Raw genomic sequence first — 20439 nt, forward strand, 5'->3', positions numbered from 1 at the left:
AGGGATATTTTGAAGTAATCTTTTCTGTTGTAAGGTGATTTTAAAGGACAATGCTCACGTGAAAATACGTTAAAATGAGAAATTTGTTCGGACGAGGAGCCAATTGGGTAATTGGATTCTCGAAATACCCGTTGATAGAAATCAATAATATTTTCGGAAGTTGTCATGATGCAAAGTTATAAAAATCAAACATTTCATGTTGGATACTATTTCTCTTAGTCGGTCATTGATTCGTAAAATATGAATTGGAACAAAAAGAAAGGTCCCATCACCTCGTCAGCCATGACTAGCCCGAGTGATGAGACCTTATAAAAGGAAGCGATTATTAGGATCTCGATTTTAAAAATTCCTTGACAAATTCATCGTCGTTTAAGCCTGGGTAGTCTTTATATACACGATCAATTTCTTCTCGCTGTCCGATGGATAGATTTTCGTCGGGGTTTAGACACCAGATACCCTTCATCAGACCTTGTCTGCGGAGCACCTCATGTAAGCCTGGTATACAGCCATGGAATGCATTTGCTGGGTCAAAAAAAGCTGCATTACTGTCTGTTACAGCAATCGCTTTGCTTAGGAGATGACTCGCATGGAGGTTATTGGGGTTCTGTTTGTATGTTTTTATTTCCTGAAGGAGTTCAACAGCTTTTGCCGTCCAAACAGCCCAGTGGCCTAATAGTCCACCTTTAAATTCTATGGCGACGTTTTCTCCCGCTACAGGGAAATTATACACGCTCATCAGATCGTTGACAATATTGTCATCATTGCCCGTGTACATGGCAATTTGATTTCGCCGGCTGGAGTTGGCTATAGCACGCATAACGTCTAATGTCTGGTAGCGGTTGAACGACGCACATTTGATAGCGACGACGTTGTCGATTTCGGCAAACTGCTGCCAAAAGGAATAGGAGAAAATACGGCCACCAACGGCGGGTTGAAGATAGAATCCAAAGACAGGAATAATGGCTGCTATTGCTCTGACTCGATCTAATATGGCATTTTCCGTCCAGCTCTGCAGGCCGCCCATACTCAAAAGCCCGATATCATAACCGTATTTAAGTGCAGTCGTTGCCTCCTGTTCAGCTTGATCTGTGGCACCGCAGATGCCTGCAATTTTGATAAATGGTCGTTGGAGTTCCGCTTTCTCGACTTCTTCGCTAGCCCATCTCAATACAGTTTCAAAAAGGTTGATCTCGGGGTCACGGATTTCGAATTGGGTTGAATGTACAGCTACGGCGATTCCACCGGCTCCACTGGCTATGTAATATTGAGTCAGGAGCCGTTGATGTGCCTCGTCAATGCTGCGGTCCTCATTTAAGGCAAGGGGGTGTGCCGGAATTACCGTCCCTTCCCAAAGCAACTGTTGTAATTTGTTGTCTAAAGTGTTCATTAGAATTTTCCTTTTCGTTCTTGAAAATGCGTGTCCTTATTCCATAGTTCGCCGCCTTGGGTCAACCATTTGGCTGTAATGTCTATCGCTTCGCGTATGGTTGTTTTCGGATAGCCAAACAAACGATGGCATTCGGAGGCATTGTTTAGTAAAGCGGTTCCGGCGGGTTCATTTACAAATATCGGCCTGGTGTTGAAATGCTCGGCAAACCGCTCTGCGATCCATCGTGTAGAAAGGATTTCAGGTCCCGTGACATTCAGTATTTTGGCTGGAGACTGACAGTGCAGTAATGATCTTAAGGCAATTTCGTTGGCATCTCCCTGCCAGATGACGTTGACGTTTTCGGTTGTCAAATCTATCGGGAGCTGCCCTTTGACCGATTTGGCAATTTCTACGAGCACACCGTAGCGAAAATCCACCGCATAATTCAATCGGTAGATCAGGATAGGTGTACCGTTTTTCTTCGAAAAATACTCGAATATACGCTCTCTCCCCAAACAGGATTGCGCGTATTCGCCGACAGGCTCCGGAGTTCTTTCCTCAGAAACGCCGGCATTGCTTATTGGTACAAATGGAAGTACGTTACCCGAAGAAAAAGCAACAATGTTGGAATCTTGAAAATGAGAAGCCACCATTCCGGGAAGATAGGTATTCATCGCCCAGGTAAAATCTTCATTTCCCGTGGTGCCGAATTTATGTCCTGCGAGGTAAATGACATTCGGGACCTGCGGGATCTTTTTGAGTTCTTCCTCATTCAGTAGGTCGCAGGCGATTGTCTTTATGCCTAGATCCTCCAGTTCCTGCTGAAGTTCTTTGGTTGAAAAACGCGAAACACCAATGACCTTTTTGTCTATTCCTGCAGCTTGAATGGCCCGCATGGCTAGCTTTGCCATGCTTGGCCCCATTTTTCCGCCAATACCTAGGAAAAGGATATCACCTTGTATCTTTTTTATATCTTCAATTAGATCTAATGATGGTGCAAGCAGCTGCTGTTCCAATTCCGCTAAATTGTTATGGTCCATGTCTGAATTATTTGATTAAATTATAGAGATTACTAAATGCAAGAAAAACGAGTAATATAAGTCCGAGTATAGCCCATAACCGCGTTAAGGGGCTGTTTCTGAGCGCGCCCATAATTTCTTTGTCGTTTGCGATCAGAAAGAGGATAATACCGATAAAGGGGACTAAAAAAATGGTGATGCTTTGCGCAAAAACAATAAGCTCCAAGGGAAGATTTCCGAAGATAAGCGCGATGGCAGATCCAAAAATCATGACCAAAGAAATAAAGAGTTTCACTTTAGGGTGATTGAGATCGTTGCCGAAGCCAAAGGTGTCGCCCAGTAAGGATCCGCCTAATACGGCATTGCCGATCAAGGAGGAAAAGGAGGCACCGAAGAGACCGATAAAAAAGAGGTGTGAAGCATAGGTTCCCAAAAGCGGTTCCAGTGCACGGCCCATCTCAGCGGCAGAATTTAACTTGATCCCTTGGGGATGAAGCGTATTTGCCGCACAGACCATGACGGCTGCACTCATGATGCCAAGAATAATAATACCTATTCGGCTACCGATTATCTGTCGTTCAGTACGCTGTTTGTTGGTCGATAATTTTCTTCTTGATTGAACAAGATAACTTTGATAAAATGCACCCACAATCGAAAAGCAAGAAGCCGTAAAAGCAATTATTAAGCCTACTGATGAAGGAGGGATGCTGGGAATAAAACCTGAGAAAAAGTCCTGTGCGGGTGTCTTTATCATAATCGCGGTGGAAAGAAAGGCAAATAACATCAGGATGATAAGTCCAAGCATAAGCTTTTCCAATAGCGCGTAGAAAGACTTGAAGAACAACAGTAGGATACCGATTACATTAAAAACGATGATCCATATTTTGGGGTTTGTCCCCGTGGCTTCCGAAACGGAAATAGAGACACCTGTCGCATTCCCCGATTGAAAACAGGTTGCAACGAGGAAGATTCCGAGGCCAATGATGATGGACGTTGTTTTACCAAATTTCTGGCGAATTAAAACAAGTAAAGATTCGTCTCTCGCGATACCGATACGTGCCGCCATATTGGTGAAAACCATCATAAAAAAGATGGCGACGACGACAACCCATAATAGAGAGAAGCCATAGTCTGCACCCATTTTTGATGTGATGGTCATTTTGCTGGGCCCGAAAACCAGGGCGGCGGTAATGATGCCGGGACCCAAGATGGATAGCCAACTTTTCAATAAAGAGGGTTTTGGCTCGAGGTTATTTTCCATGAGATTTATCGTAATGAGGTTAAATGCTGTTGATTGATTTTAGGGGCAGAATTTCCAAAGTGTGTGCGAATATAATTGGTGATTTCAATGACCTCTTCATTTTTCAAGAATGAAAAAGATGGCATTGCACTTTCGTATTTGACGTTGTTTATTGTTTTGTCTTTCAGTCCATGGAGGATAACCTGCAATAGCGGTGCTGGGTCGCCTTTGACAAGAGATGAATTGGCTAATGGAGGAAAGGTATTTGTAAGTCCTTTTCCATCTGCTTTATGGCAGGATGCGCAATAGGCTTCGTATAATGCCTGACCACTTTTGGCAGGGGAGTTGGCCGTGTTGGCTGCAAGGGGTTTAATCATTGGTGCAGAGGCTTTATCGGTAATACGGAGGCGGTAGATCACATCGTCATCGGGTTTTGGAAACCCCTTTTGCGGATTCCAGTCACGGTTGCTTGAACAGAAATAAATGTCTCCATTGGGTAAGGCCAATACGGACCTTAGCCGGCCAAGTTGATCTTTGAATAGGATTTTCTCATCGACGATCTGTTGACCATCGGCGGATAATTTTAGGATACGTAAAGACTGATTTTTTAAAGTCGAAAGCAATAGACTATGTTGCCATTCAGGGATAACATTAGAACCGTAATACGCCATTCCGGATGGTGCAACGACTGGGGTCCACGATTTAATGGGCTCCTGTCTTGGGCAGTTTTTGGCAATAGCTTTTTCCTTTTCCGTGTCAATCATTCCTTCAATCTGCGGCCAGCCATAATTTTTTAGAGGTTGGATCAGGTTGATTTCGTCCTCGATGGCATCGCCATGTTCGGAGGTGTAAATTAAGCCTTTTGGATCATGGGTAAGTCCCTGCATGTTCCGAAATCCCCATGCATAGACATAGCTATTTGCAATTGGATTGTCTTTTGGGATGCTCCCGTCGAGATTGAGGCGTAAGATTTTGCCATTTAATGAGGTGCTGTCTTGTGCAAAGGTATCACTTGCGGCATCTCCTGTAGCCCAATACACTTTTTTGTCTGTCGAAACAATAACCCTGGAACCGTTGTGTCCCGTGTTTCCAGGAATCTGTAAAAGCAATTTTGGGTTTGACAACGTGCCTGTCGTATTATAATCGTAACGATATAAATTAGAGAAAATGAGACTGTCCTTTTTGCTGGTGTAAGAAAGGTAAAGATAGGCCTGTTGCTGTTCGGGTTGATACAGCGCCATTCCCAATAGTCCCAACGTGCGCTGGTGGTAAACGTCGGTGAGGCTGTCCACCAAAGTAACAGCTTTTGTTTTTGTATCCAGTCTTCGTATACTTCCTCCGATTTCAGAAAACAGAATGGCATCGTTGATCCGGTCATATTGTAAATCCCATGGCACATGGAGTTTTGTAGCTTCTTTTGATAGCGATAGTATGCTGTGCTCCAGTTGGATGTTATTTATTGGCTTACTTTCTCTTTCCGTCTCGGAAGAACAGGAGGATAGTAGCGGGACCAGCGATACAAGCCAAATATAGGTTTGTTTTTTCATATAGGATCTACGGTTATTCCTTTGATTTATTTGGTTAGTCAAATGTAGTTGAATAAAAATAAATATACAAAAAATAAGTAAAATTGTATACAAAAATATTTTATCAGCCTAAAGTAAATACGATTTAGTTTATAATTACACAGCTAAAAGAGCGGTGTTTTGGAATTGTCACGAATGTGTTAGCCACCCTATTTTTGTAAAAAAGTAAAAAAAATATTGAATTGTATACAAAAAATATATATTATTGTATTCACTATGATAATTAAGGAAATGCAATTTAGACCATATTAGGGTCGAGTATTATGTTTCCTGAAAAAATACCAATAAACTAAAGAGCTTATAAATCATTTATTTAACCACTTTAACCTGAGTATTCATGATACTAAAGCAGATTAAAATCCGGGATGTAATAAACAGGAGTTGCCTTTTGGTGGGGCTACCTTTTATTTCGATGGCTGCATTGGCAAATGTACCTTCTTCCCTTAACAATGGAAAGATTCCGATCTCGGATGTTTTAAACCCTTCGTCGGGTTTAGCTAAATTTCAGCAGCAGCTTGTCGGGCAGGTGCTGGACGCCAAAGGGCAGCCACTGTCCGGTGTAGAAGTGCGTAACCTTAAAAATGCAACTGTTACCGTTACGGATCAAGAAGGTCGTTTTAAATTAACGGGGTCCGTTTCAGATCAGATTCAATTTCGGTTAATCGGTTTTAATACAAAAGTGGTGTCGGGGAAAGATGTGCAGGCTTTGGTGCTTGATGCGAGCGAAAATGCACTGGATGAGGTTGTTGTGGTGGGGTATGGTAAGCAGAAAAAAGGCAACTTGACCGGTGCTGTGGCCAGTGTTAATTTTGATCAATCGACCTCGAGTCGGGGTCTTTCCAATGCCTCGCAGGCATTGCAAGGTGTTATTCCTGGTTTGGCCGTAAGTCAAAACTCCGGAATGGCCGGAAATAATGCAGCGGATCTTTTGATCCGGGGATTGGGGACGGTCAACAGTGCTGGACCGCTGATCGTGGTCGATGGAATGCCCGATGTCAATATGAACCGTGTAAATGTGAATGATATTGAAAGTGTGACCGTACTAAAAGATGCTTCTTCCGCTGCAGTATACGGTTCCAGAGCGGCCAATGGGGTTGTATTGATCACGACAAAGTCTGGTAAAAGAAACAGTAGGACGGCTATTTCCTTTAGTGCCAACAAATCGCTGGTGAAACCTACCCGCTCTTTTGATTTTGTCAATAATTATGCGAAAGCAATGACGGCTACTCAAAGGGCACAAGCCTATAATACGGCCGCATCTGCATTCAATTTTAAGAATGGAACCATCGACGAATGGTTGGCTTTAAGTATGATCGACCCAAGATTATATCCAAGTACCGATTGGTGGGATGTTATTCTCCGCAATGGTCAAAGTGGGAATTATAATGTTTCCATTAATGGAGGAACTGAAAATAATAATTACTATTTGTCTGTCGGTATGCTGGATGAGAAGGGGATACAGATCAATAATGATTTTAAACGTTATAACGCTGCATTTAACTTCGAAACAAAAGTAACCAATACCATCGGTGCTGGGGTGCGGTTCTCCGGAAACTGGTCCGATTACCGTTATAACTACGAAGACGGTATGACTGCCAACTCGACAAGTGGGATGGATCTGTTTACCTCACCAGCAGGTATATTGCCTTATGATCCTATTACCGGTTTTTATGGCGGTGCAATGTCTTACAATGAAAGTCCGCAGGCCAATAATATTTATGCAGATTACATGACGCGCAACCAAAACCACATGAATCAAAAGCAGGCTTTGGTGAATGGTTATTTAAACTGGAAGCCATTTAAAGGATTTGAGGCTAAAGTGGATTATGCCCTAAATTATGATACGCGTTTTCAATGGAAGGCAGATATGCCGACAAAATTATATAACATCCGGACGGGATTGTCTATCCGGGATCTTGTACCGACAAATGATGGGATATATAATACAGACCGGAACAATTACAAAACCCAGCTGAATTTTAAATTGAGTTACGATCATAAGTTTGGCGCTAACCATGATTTCTCTGCTTTGGCCGTGTATTCAGAAGAATATTGGAATAATCGTGTTTTAGCAGGTAGTCGCTTAGATCGTTTGCACCCTAGTCTACATGAAATTGATGGCGCTTCTGAAGACGTGCAAAATGTGTCGGGATCATCATCGGCAGAAGGTTTGCGTTCTTATATTGGACGATTAAATTATACGGCCTTCGGAAAGTATATGTTTGAAGGGAACTTCCGGGTAGATGGTTCTTCACGTTTCTTGCCGGGTGATCAATATGGTTTTTTTCCGTCTGCGGCAGTGGGCTGGCGGATCTCAGACGAGGTATTTATGTCGGCATTTAAGGAAAAGATCAGGATGAGTTCGGCCAAATTTAGAGCTTCTTATGGTTCTTTGGGAAATAATAGTGGTGTCGGATTGTATGAGCAGAAGCAATCTTTGGTCTCTAGTCCTTATTATTTGATTGACAATAGTACAGGAACAGGGTCTGTTGTCAAAGGGTTGATCAATAAGAAACTGATCAACTATGACCTTACTTGGGAAAAGACACGCGTGTTTAATTTGGGTTTGGATCTTGGATTCTTTAAAAATAAACTGACTGCGGAGCTGGATTATTACGAAAGAAAGACGATCGGTATGAACAGGCCTTCGGATGTATCTATGCATCTGACGGGTTTATTCACTGCCCCCCGACGTAATATTGGTGATATGATGAATAAAGGGCTGGAAGCAAATGTTACCTGGAATGACCGAAAGGGAGATGTGGGTTACATGTTGAACTTTAATGTTGGGTATAACAAGAACAAGCTGCTGTCTTGGAATGAGCAGTTGCAAAGAGGTTCGGTATTTATTGATATGCCTTATAATTTTATCTATGCTTTCGAATCGTTGGGCATTGCTCAGTCTTGGGAGGATGTCTATAATGCTGTTCCTCAGGGCGCTTCTCCAGGAGATATTTTGTTGAAAGATGTCAATGGTGATGGCAAATTGGATGCGAATGACCGTGTGGCATATCCAGCTTATCAACTGGGTAGGCCAAAGGTGAATTACGGATTTAGAGGTTCGGTAGACTACAAAGGTTTTGATTTTTCTTTCCTGTTGCAGGCTGCCACAGGAAGAAAGGAATTTTGGATGAACAAAGCGAATTCGAACTTTTTAGGAACGGCAAATCAGGCTATTACTGAGGACCAGTGGAATAATATGTGGAGCCTGGACAATCGCGATGCTGATTATCCTAAGCTGCTTCCAAGTACATTAGGATCAACGAGTCCAAATGCGTATTTGAGCACATTTTGGCTGCAAAACATGTCTTATTTAAGGGTGAAAAATCTGCAGCTTGGCTATACTTTTAAGAAAGAATTACTGATGAAGCTGGGTATTCAGAAGTTGCGTGTATTTGGTTCGGTAGATAATTTAGCGGTATTGACGAGCTTTAAAGGCTTAGATCCGGAGAAAAGTACCTATACCAATGATGCTTATCCGATGACGAAGAGTTTTGTGGTTGGACTGAATGTAGACTTATAATATTTGAACTTATGAAATCGATATATAACATATTGTTTATTTCTTCTTTGCTGCTTCTTGGTTTGTCCGCGTGCCGCAAAGATTTGTTGAATCAGAATCCAACAACAACGCCAAGCTCCGAAACGTTCTGGGTGGACGAAAATGACGCACTTGCTGCGTTAATGGCGAACTATTCCATATTTAGGCCTTGTTTTGATCGCGACTATCATTTTGATGGGCATGGAGATTTCCTTAAAATGTACAATACTGGAGCGGCGCCTATTTCATTAACGGTCAATAGTCCGATGAATTATGGCTCCGGTGCATCGGCAATGTATAGAGCATTGTATGGATCTATATTCAGTTCTAACTTTGTGATCGAAAATACCAATGCGCGTTTGTTGCCCGTAGCAAAAACTGATGCTGTAAAACAAACCCTGGAAACTATCGTGGCGGAGGCAAAGTTGTTGCGCGCCATTGCATACTTTAGATTGATTTCCCTATGGGGTGATGTGCCTTATTTTTATAAATCGGCGCCAGCTCCCATAGAGGCTGATACGGTGCGGAGAATGCCTATTGCACAGCTGAAGGATTCTATTATGGCTGATTTGAACTATGCGGTGGACAAATTGCCCAACAAGGGGTCTGCAATTGGCCGTGCCGGTAAGCCTGCTGCATTGGCGTTTCGTGGTAAGTTTCAATTGTATTGGGGTTCGTGGAAGAAAAATGGATGGCCTGAATTGGATGGATTTGTACAATCTGCTGCAGAGGCTAAAACGGCATATACTGCGGCCGCTGCGGATTTTAAACGTGTGATCAATGATTTTGGAATCAAAATGTTTAGAAATGGTGATCCAGGTCAATGGGGTGAATTGGGGAAGGCTGATGTGCTCCCAAATTATTACTATATGTTTATACCTTCTACGGGCAACTTGAGCCAAGATGAGGAAATGGTCATGGTACTGACGCATGGTGGTGTGGGAACAAAACAAAGTGAGGAATACCAGCGGGTATGGACGGGGCCATTGGTGTCTTTAGGGCAGAATCAAGCGATTCCGCGCTATGAATTGGCTGACCGTTATCAATCTACCATTACGGGAGATTTCTTGCCAAAGATGGTTCAGCTAGATCCAGTGAAAAATCCTGCAGCACGTACTACGGCAAATTCAGCGGTGAACCCTGAATCGTACCGAAATCGCGATTATCGCATGAAAGCGACTTTGTTGTGGGATTACGAATTGATTATGAGTATGAGCCCTACGGAGACCACAGGTTATATTCCCTTTGTCTACAAAACTTGGGGAGCTGCGGTGACAGTTAACGGTGTCTCCTACAAAACTTCCTTTACCGATAATACCACAAATCTCTCGGGATTACAATCGCGTAAATTTGTGCGCAATTATGGTGGTGTGGCGCGTAGTGATGGAAATTACAATTGGCCTTTGATGCGCATTGCTGACGTATACCTGATGTATGCTGAAGCAACCAATGAGATTGGTGGTCCACAGGCGGATGCAATTGATTTGGTTAATAAGGTCAGGCGTCGTGGTAACCTACCTGCGCTTGCTGGAGCTAAAACCTCGTCTCGTGATGCATTTTTTGATGCCATAGAGCAGGAAAGAATTGTTGAGTTGTTTGGCGAAGGACAGCGTGCGTTTGACTTGAGGAGATGGCGTAAACTGGAAACGGTGTTTGGCAAACCTTATGGTGATGGAAAATGGTTCCAGGATAGTTTTGGAAATAATTGGGAACGCTTTTTCTTCAATGAGTCTGAATTGACTTATCAAAAGTGTTATATCTATCAAATTCCGGAAACAGAACGTTCGCGGAATCCGAATTTAACACAAAATATACCTTGGAAATAATATGGTAACACTTGACTGTAATAAAATGAAATATACATTATTTTTAATCGGTATGCTGTTCGTTAGCTTGTCCGGTTGTAAGGATGATTATCCAATGGATGAGGATGGTTTGTTGATCACGACCAGGTCGGAATGTTATGTCAGTAGTTTTGAACTGTTGGGCGCCGATTTTCAGACGGTACGTACAAAAGCTGCGTTGGTGGATACCGTTGAGCAAACCATAAAAGTGGAGGTGCTCTTTGGTACGGATTTGAAAAATCTATACCCACAGTTTTCATTGGTCACCGATGCGGTGTTGGATCCTAAGATTTTAGGAAAACAAGATTTTTCCAATTTGGATACGCCACGTGAATGGACTGTCGTGTCTGGAAATAGAAAGGTTCGTAAGACGTATAAAGTTTATTTGACAGTACAAAAATAAGTAAGCTGATGAAAACAAATTATTTAAAAATAGGGCTGTTGTCCATCGGATTTGGGCTCTTGTTGTTCGGTTCTTGTAAAGAAGAAGCTTATGAAATTCCAACAGCAAAAGATGGTTTGCAAAACGATATTATTAAGCGCTCTTTAGGGCCAAATGTGGTTGGGGCTACCATAGATTTTGCTTATGCTGCGGCGATTTTGCCAGATCAGGGGAAACTTACATCAATTTCTGTAGAAGCCAGTATTGCGGGTGATGAGGGTACTGTACTTGAAAACAAATCGTACTACACCAGTAGTACGGGGGCAGATATAGGTGTTGTTGTTGGCGACCCTGCTACAGTAAATGGGAATAACATGGAGGTGAAATTTACAAAAGATACCTCCGCTTCAACGCTGCGTTATAGCTACAAAATACCGGCAGCAGCAAAACGTAAATCGGTCACTTTTACGTTTAGGGCGAGGTCCAGTAATGGGCAGGAAATTGCCTTGAAGACCGAAGCTTATGCGATTCGTAATATGGATATGGCCTTGGACCTGATCGGGAAAGACGGCGCGGCCTGCTTTTTTTCTGTGGCTGACTTAAAATGGTATACTGCTACCGAAGCGGCAGCAAACCCGGATAAGATCGATTTGATCTATTTGTATCGGGCGTTGCCAACGGTGACTTACGCACATTCTTTGGTTGCTCCCACGACGGATGCCAGTTATTTGCCGAGCTTCACCTTACCTGTGGGTCTGACAAATAAAACGAAGATCGTGAAGGCTTGGACGGTGCGCGATCAACAATTGGCGCGATTGCAATACAGTGTATTTGTGGACGATGTGGATTTGAAAGATAAATCGTTCGTAGATGCGCCAGATTTTGCGATTAATTTAAAAGCTGAATCGGGAATATGGCTGCAAACGGCTGATGGTAAATACAATGCTTATGTATTTGTCAATAGCGTCAATAATACCACGAAAGAAATGAAGATCAGTGTAAAAAGGTTGCAAGTAAAATAAAGATATGGGTGCAAGGATATGGCTAAAAGTTAAAGGTACTTTTTTGGGGATCGCTTTTATGGCGATCCTTGGAACGTCCTATGGGCAGCAGGCAAAGGTTACTTCGATAAAAGGAAATGGACAGCGCCTGCAGGTGCAGGTGGATGTTCCGACGGCTGGTGTCTATACCTTGGTTTCTGAAGGTGAGGTTACCGATTTGGATAAAATTAAGGCGGCAGATAAAACAGGTATGATGACGCTGTATGCGATGATTGATGTTCGTGCTGCACGATCGACCAAACGGATCGTATTTGACAGCTTTAAAGGTGCGAAGCAAGATCTTGGTAAATTTTATTTTGAGAAAGGGAAGCAGACGGTCGGTATGCAATTGCCAGCTTATTTTAAGATTAAAGCTGTTTCAATCAATGTATTTGTACCTCCGGTTGCGCCAGCTGCAGCAGAAAATTATAAACCAAAGATTGTTCCTCCTGCAGGTCACCCGAGGCTATGGGTTAACAAAGAATCATTGCCGGTCGTTAAGGGGCGGTTGGAAGAAGCGGAGCATCTCGAAGCTTGGGGGAAAGTGAAAACACTTGCGCAACAACCTGTTCAATTTATTTTTGATCCGAATAAGGAAATGTTTTACGATGAAAAGCTCGAGCGTGCTATTGAATCAAAAGCGTTTTATTACCTCATGTCCGGTGACGAAAAAATAGGCAGGGAAGCGGTCAGGCTGGCCGATCAATACTTGACAATGTTGGAGTTCGGGAATGTTTCCTATGGTGATATTACACGCGAGTTGGGACGTGCAATTTATACGGGTGCACTGGTGTATGACTGGTGCTACGCATTATTGGATGTGCACGTTAAGACCAGTTTACATAAAAATATGATGCGTCTGGCGCAAGATATGGAAATTGGCTGGCCTCCCTTTTTTGGTATCGAAAGTATTATCAATGGGCATGGCAATGAGGCGCAGGTGTCGCGCGATCTGCTGGCAATGAGTATTGCTTTATATGACGAGGATCCGGTACCTTACAAGTATACTTCGTATTCTATTTTGGAAGAGTTGGTGCCCATGCGCAAGTTTGAGTATCAGTCTCCGCGCCATAATCAAGGTGTTGATTACGGTGGCTATCGCTTTGGATGGGAAATGCATGGAGCCTGGTTGTATTATCGCATGCTCGGTTATCCGGTTTTTGACGATAATATCAAGAATATGCCCTATTATTGGCTGTATATGCGCACGCCTGACGGAAAAATGTTACGCGACGGCGATATGTTCAATGTAAAGTACAACAGCAGTGCTGATTTTTATTGGAAAAATCCACAGACCATGCTGCTTTGTTATGCCTATTCAGGCAATCCGGTAATTAAGGCTGAGTTTGTCAAGCAGGGCGGTTTGCCCGACAATCCAATCTTGTTTCTCCTCTTGGATGATCCAAAATTGAAGCCTGATTTTGATCGCGAGAAAATGCCGTTGACGAAAGATTTTGGACCTATTTTAGGGTCTATGGTTGCCCGGACAGGCTGGAGCGAAGAGAACGGAAGTTCCGACGTAGTTGCAGAAATTAAGGGGGGCGGTTATCATTTCGGCAATCATCAGCATGCCGATGCAGGTGCACTGCAGATTTATTATCATGGTATTCAGGTTGGTGATCTTGGGCTGTATCTTTCGTATGGTTCCCCTTATGATTTTAACTTTAATAAGCGGTCGGTTGCACACAGTATGCTGTTGGTGCGTGATCCTGCGGAACCGCTTTTATTCAGGACCAAAACAAACGATGGTGGGACTCGGTTTAGCCAGCGTTTTCCGCGCACGGTTGACGAGGTGTTAAATGATTCCTGGTATCATACCGGAGAGATCAGGGCTTCCGCATTTGGTAACGATCCCATTGAGCCGAGCTATAGCTATTTCAATATGGATCTAACAGCGGCATATACTGCTAAAGTAAAATCCTATGCGAAAAGTTTTCTGTTTTTGAATTTGAAAAGAAAGGATGTGCCTGCTGTCATTGTCTTATTGGATGAGCTTAAGACCAATGATAAGAAATTCGAACCCTATTGGCAGATCAATACGCTTGAAAAGCCTGTACGAAGTGAAACAGGTTTTGTGTTGACCAGTAAATTTAAAAACGCAGCCGGTTCTACTTATGTTGATTTGCTGAAGCCTCGGTTAAAAGAGTGTGCGGTGAAACTGTATTCGGGTGATTCGACTGCTTTTGTTTTTGGTGATCTTTATCAGGTTAACTCTCCATGGCCAGAGGCTAGGGGAACACGGATTATGGTTTCACCCAAGCAGGAAAGTGATCAGGCCAGTTACGCTTCGGTTTTTCAGATGACGGAGAGTGGTTCTTCAAAATTACCGGTGTATTCGGAGGAAAAGGCGAATTATTACCTCATAAGAGTGGCTGATCGTTTACTGGTGGTGGCCAAACCAAATCAATATCTTGATGAGTCCATTGAATTTGTGGTACCGGGAGATCAACAGTATGAAGTTGTTGTGGTCGGTTTGAAAGATGGTTTCTGGAATATGAAAAGTTCATTAAAAAATAGTAGCTTTAATATAAATGTCCTGAAAGGGAATCATACAACCAGTTGGAAATCTAAAGCCGAAACTATTTATTTGTCGCCGGGAAGACAGTATGGAGCCCAAGAGGGAAAGATTAATTAAAGAATACATTGTTTAAATTTTTTTAATGATTTTGTATTCTTATTTTTGCATAAAATTGTATACAATATGAAAGAGGATTCGCTTGCCTATAAAGTTTATTTAGAAGTACGTAAGAAAATTTTGTCTAGTCAGCTGGCTGGCGGGGCAAGATTGGTGGAGAGTGCTTGGGCGGATAAGATGGCGGTGAGTAGAGTGGCTGTTCGTGAGGCTTTTATGCGTTTAGCAGGGGAGAGTCTGGTTGAGTTTGGTGAAAAAGGTGGCTGCTTTGTGAAGAAAATGACGGTCGAAGATGTGAAGGATATTCGTGAGCTGCGTGAGCTGTTGGAGATAGGTGCATTAAAGATTCTGTTTTCAAAGAAAAGTAAAGAGCTTATCGAAGATTTGGAACTGATCTGCAACGATTTTTCCGACATGGTCAGTAAAGGCTATTATGGTGGTGCTTGCGAGGCGGATGTTCGTTTTCATGAGCGGATTATTGAGGGAACTTGCAATTCAAGGTTGATTTCTATTTACAAGAATAGTAACATCCCCTTATTCCATATGAAGCTTGGGGCTATTATGGGGCAGATGGAAGATTACCTGGATACGGAGAAGGAGCATCGCGCTATTGTTGATGCGCTGAAAGCGGATGACTGGAATAAAGCTTATACCACCTTGGTTCATCATTTGGATCGGGGCGAGCAAGAAGCCTTGGAACTGGTTTAATGTTTTTTTGATTTTTATAAAGGGTCTATTGTTTACAATAGACCCTTTTTTGTGCTGTCCCACTGCAACAATTGCCCTTTTTCAGCTTCTGTAATCATAAGTCCCTGAATGCCTTTTGGGTCTAAAGCACAATTTGTTGGATTCTTCCCCGGCGTAGGTATTTTCTCGATCGTCTTGTTTTTGGTGTCAATGGATAGGATATGTTGCGATCCATAAATCGCTGCAAAAAGATAATTGTCGTTCGTGAGAGCTATGCCGTCCGGGCCGATACTACCGCCTGTTTCTATGAATTTTTCGATGTTTTCTACCTGTTGTGTCAAGCTGTTCCAGTGCATTTTCCAGATCCATTTTGTGCCTGTTTCAGCGACAAAAAGTGTGCAGTTGTCTGCTGCAAAGGCCAATCCGTTTGGGTAAAAAAGGCCTGTGTGGATCTTCGTAAGCGCACCATGTTTATGTAGACAGCAGATGTAGCCTGTGCCATCTTCCAGGTCACTTCCCGGGCAGGAGAATAGTAGGTTCCATTCAGTATCAAAACATAAGTCGTTGGGCATTTTTAATGGCTTCCCTGCGATTTCCGTGACTATTGTCGTCGTGGTTTTGTCGAAGGGATCATAGCAACGGATGCTGTTTTGTTGTGAGTCGCAAAACCATATTATGCCGTTTTTGTCGATTGCAATTCCGTTGGGATGTCCATTCACAGCTATTCTGCTATACTGATTGTCTTTGTAATAGACCAAGTTTCCTGCTTCTTTCTCCACAAGCCATATTCCACTCTCCCGGTCGAAAGCGGGGCCTTCTGGAAAAAGAAGTCCTTCAATGAGAATGTTCATTTTTAAAAATTTTAAAATTTATTTTAAATGTATACAAAAATATTGTAATTTGGTATACATAAAATAAGGTGTATTTAAATACAAATTATTGATGACTGCAACATGTGTGGCGGTGATCGTCCAATTATAACAATAACAAATAGCAAAACTTTTAATAGGCATGCAAGAAAATGAAAAATCAGCCGCGATACTGCGGGAGAATGCAAGATGGATACCCGGTGGAGTGGTATCGTTAAATCGGAAGTCAGATCCGAATATCTGCTTCGTCAAAGGGAATGGTAGTTTGGTCGAAGATATTGACGGGAACAGCTACATAGATTATCAGGCTGGATTTGCAGCATCCTTTCTGGGGCATAATGATCCTGATGTGAACGCCGCAGTGTTACAGACATTGCAGGAGCAGCAGGTATTGATGGGGGCTGGGCCAACGTTACTGGAAGGTGAGTTTGCGGAGCTTTTTTGTCAGTCTGTTCCTTCGGTGGAGAGCGTTCAGATTACAACGACAGGGTCGGAAGCGACTTACCATGCGATCCGTATTGCCCGTGCGGTAACAGGGCGTGATCATGTGATTGTTATGCAGGGGGGCTACAATGGCTGGCATAACGATGTGGCCTGCAATGTGATCAGTCAGCGTGCAGATGTTGGCTCATATCAAAGCCCGGGGGAATATCCATTCGATTCATTAAGTGCTGGTGTTCCCAAAAATCACAGCGATTTAGTACACATTGTCAACTACAACGATTTGGAAAGTGTGCTGTATGTGGTTCAAAAATACGATGTTGCCTGTATTTTGTTGGAGCCTATTCTTCAGAATATCGGTATTGTAAAGCCAAAGGAAGGTTACCTGGAAGGCTTACGCAAGATGGCTGACGAGCATGGATTTCTGTTGATCTTTGATGAAGTGAAAACTGGATTTAGACATGCGCTGGGGGGCTATCAGTCGATCTGTGGTATTCAGCCGGATCTTTCAACTTTCGGAAAGGCGGTTGCAAACGGCTACCCATTGGGTGTTATTGCAGGCAAGAAAAAATATATGGATTACTTTGTGGATCCTGATAAGTCGAAGCGGGTGATGATTGCCGGTACTTTTAATGCCTTTCCATTAACGACTGCGGCGGCGATAGCAACATTGAAAAAATTAGGCAGCTCTGAGCATCGAGTTTATGAGCACGTAGAAGCACTTGGTGCGCGTTTGGAGCAGGGATATAACGAAATATTTCCTAAATTAGGCGTACCATTTTATGTCGCACGTCAAGGATCTGCCTTCTGTACATATTTTATGGACCATGCGCCAGTCAATTTTCATGATATTTTGGATAACCACAACTTTGAACTGGATACCCAATATCGTAAAAAGCTTATTAAAGAAGGGATTTTCAATTTCCCGGCACCAATTAAACAAGGAAGTATCTCCTTTGCGCATACGGAGGATGATATAGACAGAACGTTGGAGGCAACTGAACGCGTAATAAAAAGTTTGTAAACCCTAACTATGAAAATAACCGCTATTGAAACCTTTGTGTGCCATGCGCGCATGCGAAATTGGATTTTTGTCAAAATTATTACCGATCAGCCCGGACTTTGGGGCTGGGGCGAAGCCACCTTGGAATGGCATACGCAAAGTGTGGTCGGAGCAATCAAAGATATTTCTCAATTGTTGATCGGTGAAGATCCGCGTCGTATTGAATACCTGTGGCAGATGATGTATAGACAACACTTCTGGCATGGAAACGGGATCGTTCGTGGCACGGCCATCAGTGGTATCGACATCGCCTTATGGGATATTCTAGGTAAAATTCACAATGTCCCTTGTCACGAGTTGTGGGGAGGCCGTGTGCGTGATTATATCCGTTTGTATTGTCATTTAGGTGGAGGTCGCATGGAGGATTTTTATGAGACTGCTCCGGATGATGCCAAACGATTTGGTGATCTTGCGCTGAAAGCTGTTGATGAGGGTTTTACCGCTTTTAAATCGATGGCTGTCCCAGAGACAATGTCGTTGGAAGGTCTTCGTCCAATTAAATATGCTGAAGCTTGCGTGAAGGCCATGCGTGACGCTGTCGGCGACGATATTGATATTATGGTGGATTGCCATGCACGGCCAAGCCCACGGATGGGGATGCAATTTGCGAAAGCATTGGAGCCTTATGGCCTGTATTTCTTTGAAGAGCCATGCTGGCCAGAGACCATGGAAGATATTGCCTTGATTCAACGGGCGGTGACGACACCTATAGCTTCAGGCGAACGTTTGATCGGAGTGCATGCATTTCGGGATATGCTCGAGAAGCGGGCAGTGAGTGTGATTCAACCTGATATTACCCATTGTGGCGGTCTCTCTGAAGCGCGTAAGATCGCAGCTTTGGCTGATGCTTACCGTGTATCTATGGCGCCACATAACCCTCAGGGACCTGTGAGTACGGCCGCCTCCATTGAGCTGGGATTTGCAACACCATCTTATATTATTTGCGAAAGTGTGCATAAGGACGTTGAATGGCGCCAGGACGTGGTTACCGAAGGGTTTACAGTTCAAGAGAAAGGGCGGATTGTTCTGCCAAATAAGCGCGCCGGTTTGGGTATTGAAATCAATGAAGAAGAGGTAAAGAAGCATCCTTTTCAACAGGAAATATTGCAGCGAACCTTCTATAAAGACGGTAGTGTAGGGGATTGGTAGTCTAAAAAGAGCGATAATGGAGGAATATAAGAATAAAGTCGTATTGATCAGTGGGGGACTTGGTGATATCGGAAGGGCTATGGCCGAAGCATTTTTGACCCAGCAGGCAATTGTATGCATCTCGGATCGGTTTGAGCCGCAGGTGGCGAGAGCGCGGTGGCCCTTGTTGGATGGTGCTGGAGCACGTTTGTTTTATGATCAGGTCGATGTTGCAGACGCCAGGCAGGTTGACGCCTGGGTACAACGCATAAGGCAGGAGTTGGGCGCAATATCCATCTGTATCGCAAATGCCGCATGTGTCACTATTAAAGACTTCAGCACGTTAAGCAACGAAGAATGGAAGAATGAAATGGCCGTTAATCTCGACGGTTCATTCTTCCTGGCGAATGCCTGTGCGAAGTCATTTGTGGAGACTGAGCTTGCGGGCTCGATCATTTTTATGGGTAGCTGGGCTGCACATGCCGTACATCAAAATTTACCGGCCTATAGTGTCTCTAAGGCTGGGCTACGTATGCTTTGCCAGGCCATGGCTCTTGAATACGCAACATATGGAATTCGTGTCAACGAAATTGCACCAGGCTATGTCAATGCCGGGTTGAGCAAAGTGGTCTGGTCATCAAACGCCGAACTTCAAATGAAAGCAAAGGCTGTGGTGCCACTTGGCCAGATTATAGAAGCCGAAGAGGTTGCTAAACAGGTGCTATGGATCTGTTCGGACAATTGTAAACATATGACTGGTACCGCAATTGTGATGGATGGTGGACTGTCTTTGATTAGACCTTAACGTATGAAACAGAAAGACCTCTTGAAAGAAACGACGGGTAGTTTGTACGGACGATTTGGACTTAGCCAATGTGATATTACTCCACCGATCGGCATCTATTCCCGTAATTGGGGGGCGGCTGCATTTGACCAGGCAACGGCTGTTCATCAACCTTTGATGATGCATTGTCTATATATGCAATCCTGCGATGGCTTGCCAGCAATCCTGCTAACCGCTGATTTAGGCTGGTGGAAAAATGCAGCTGATGAACAAAATTTACGATTAGCATTGCTCAGTCATTTTAATCTGGCTGAATCGCAGCTGATTTTTGCGCTATCGCATACCCATGCGGGGCCTAGCATCTGTTCGACAGATGCAGCGCAACCTGGAGGTGAACTGATTTTGCCGTACCTTGAATTCCTCAAACAACAGGCGATATCTTGTGTTGAAATGGCACAAAGTGGTTTATTTAAGGGGAGTCTAACCTGGAACTATGGTGTATGTGATTTGGCCAGCAACCGCGATCTGGAAGTGGATTCTCATTATCTGATTGGTTACAATCCATTGAAAGAAGCAGATACAACCTTGTTGGTCGGACGGCTGTATGATGAAACTGAAAGCTTAAAAGCGGTTATTTGTAATTATGCCTGCCACCCAACCAGCTTTGCTCACGAGAATGATCTGCTCTCGCCCGATTTTGTGGGCGAAATGCGAAATACAATAGAACGCTCCTTATCCGTGCCTTGTCTTTTTTTACAGGGCGCGTCAGGCGATTTAGCTCCACGGAGACAGTATGTAAAGGATCCAGCACTGG

General features: G+C 43.5%; 14 protein-coding genes and 1 pseudogene. 10 read left to right on the forward strand and 5 right to left on the reverse strand.

Annotation, left to right across the window (positions count from 1 at the left end; genetic code table 11):
- Nucleotides 1-325: 325 nt before the first annotated feature.
- Genes B2X72_RS09985 through B2X72_RS10000 form a run of 4 tightly spaced genes read right to left on the reverse strand, consistent with a single transcriptional unit; the run spans nucleotide 326 to nucleotide 5175 of the window.
- A complete protein-coding gene (locus B2X72_RS09985) occupies nucleotides 326-1387 on the reverse strand; it encodes a dihydrodipicolinate synthase family protein (RefSeq protein ID WP_145328616.1) in 1062 nt (353 codons plus the stop codon).
- On the reverse strand, nucleotides 1387-2409 hold the full coding sequence (locus B2X72_RS09990) for an NAD-dependent epimerase/dehydratase family protein (RefSeq protein WP_286849455.1): 1023 nt from the start codon (nucleotides 2407-2409) through the stop codon (nucleotides 1387-1389). The genes B2X72_RS09985 and B2X72_RS09990 overlap by 1 nt, the downstream gene beginning before the upstream one ends.
- A 7-nt stretch (nucleotides 2410-2416) precedes the next feature.
- Nucleotides 2417-3649, reverse strand: a complete 1233-nt coding sequence (locus B2X72_RS09995; protein ID WP_088160971.1) for an Nramp family divalent metal transporter — start codon at nucleotides 3647-3649, stop codon at nucleotides 2417-2419.
- Between the two features lie 5 nt (nucleotides 3650-3654).
- Nucleotides 3655-5175 carry a PQQ-dependent sugar dehydrogenase gene (locus B2X72_RS10000; RefSeq protein ID WP_286849458.1) on the reverse strand — a complete coding sequence of 507 codons (1521 nt, stop codon included), beginning with the start codon at nucleotides 5173-5175 and terminating at the stop codon, nucleotides 3655-3657.
- A 376-nt stretch (nucleotides 5176-5551) separates the two neighbouring features.
- Between B2X72_RS10000 and B2X72_RS10005 the strand changes: the two genes are divergently transcribed.
- The 6 genes from B2X72_RS10005 (at nucleotide 5552) to B2X72_RS10030 (ending at nucleotide 15361) form a co-directional block, all read left to right on the forward strand.
- The gene (locus B2X72_RS10005) at nucleotides 5552-8737 is read left to right on the forward strand and encodes a SusC/RagA family TonB-linked outer membrane protein (RefSeq protein ID WP_145328612.1); all 3186 of its coding nucleotides are present in this window, start codon (nucleotides 5552-5554) and stop codon (nucleotides 8735-8737) included.
- 11 nt (nucleotides 8738-8748) lie between these two features.
- Nucleotides 8749-10581: a RagB/SusD family nutrient uptake outer membrane protein gene (locus B2X72_RS10010; protein ID WP_075991895.1), complete on the forward strand. Its 1833-nt coding sequence runs from the start codon at nucleotides 8749-8751 to the stop codon at nucleotides 10579-10581.
- Nucleotides 10582-10606: 25 nt separating this feature from the next.
- Entirely contained in the window at nucleotides 10607-11002 is a 396-nt protein-coding gene (locus tag B2X72_RS10015; protein ID WP_046676362.1) for a hypothetical protein, read from the forward strand.
- Nucleotides 11003-11010: 8 nt separating this feature from the next.
- Entirely contained in the window at nucleotides 11011-12003 is a 993-nt protein-coding gene (locus tag B2X72_RS10020; protein ID WP_286849461.1) for a DUF4466 family protein, read from the forward strand.
- Between the two features lie 4 nt (nucleotides 12004-12007).
- The gene (locus tag B2X72_RS10025; protein WP_286849463.1) at nucleotides 12008-14656 is read left to right on the forward strand and encodes a hypothetical protein; all 2649 of its coding nucleotides are present in this window, start codon (nucleotides 12008-12010) and stop codon (nucleotides 14654-14656) included.
- A gap of 66 nt (nucleotides 14657-14722) precedes the next feature.
- Entirely contained in the window at nucleotides 14723-15361 is a 639-nt protein-coding gene (locus tag B2X72_RS10030; RefSeq protein WP_075991898.1) for a GntR family transcriptional regulator, read from the forward strand.
- 32 nt (nucleotides 15362-15393) lie between these two features.
- Here B2X72_RS10030 and B2X72_RS10035 read toward each other — a convergent pair whose 3' ends face one another.
- Nucleotides 15394-16191 (reverse strand): SMP-30/gluconolactonase/LRE family protein, encoded by a 798-nt coding sequence (locus B2X72_RS10035; protein ID WP_286849464.1) that lies wholly within the window; start codon nucleotides 16189-16191, stop codon nucleotides 15394-15396.
- Between the two features lie 160 nt (nucleotides 16192-16351).
- Here B2X72_RS10035 and B2X72_RS10040 point away from each other — a divergent pair, with 160 nt between their 5' ends.
- From B2X72_RS10040 to B2X72_RS10055, 4 genes and pseudogenes are all read left to right on the forward strand, one after another.
- Entirely contained in the window at nucleotides 16352-17674 is a 1323-nt protein-coding gene (locus tag B2X72_RS10040) for an aspartate aminotransferase family protein (protein WP_075991900.1), read from the forward strand.
- 9 nt (nucleotides 17675-17683) lie between these two features.
- Complete coding sequence (gene dgoD, locus B2X72_RS10045; protein ID WP_075991901.1) at nucleotides 17684-18862, forward strand: galactonate dehydratase; 1179 nt, start codon at nucleotides 17684-17686, stop codon at nucleotides 18860-18862.
- A gap of 16 nt (nucleotides 18863-18878) precedes the next feature.
- Complete coding sequence (locus B2X72_RS10050) at nucleotides 18879-19646, forward strand: SDR family NAD(P)-dependent oxidoreductase (RefSeq protein ID WP_286849465.1); 768 nt, start codon at nucleotides 18879-18881, stop codon at nucleotides 19644-19646.
- A 3-nt stretch (nucleotides 19647-19649) separates the two neighbouring features.
- A pseudogene (locus tag B2X72_RS10055) lies at nucleotides 19650-20439 on the forward strand (hypothetical protein); the annotation flags it as partial.

It is taken from the genome of Sphingobacterium sp. UBA7253 (genome assembly GCF_002472745.1).
In the GTDB taxonomy this organism is placed as follows: Bacteria; Bacteroidota; Bacteroidia; order Sphingobacteriales; family Sphingobacteriaceae; genus Sphingobacterium; species Sphingobacterium siyangense.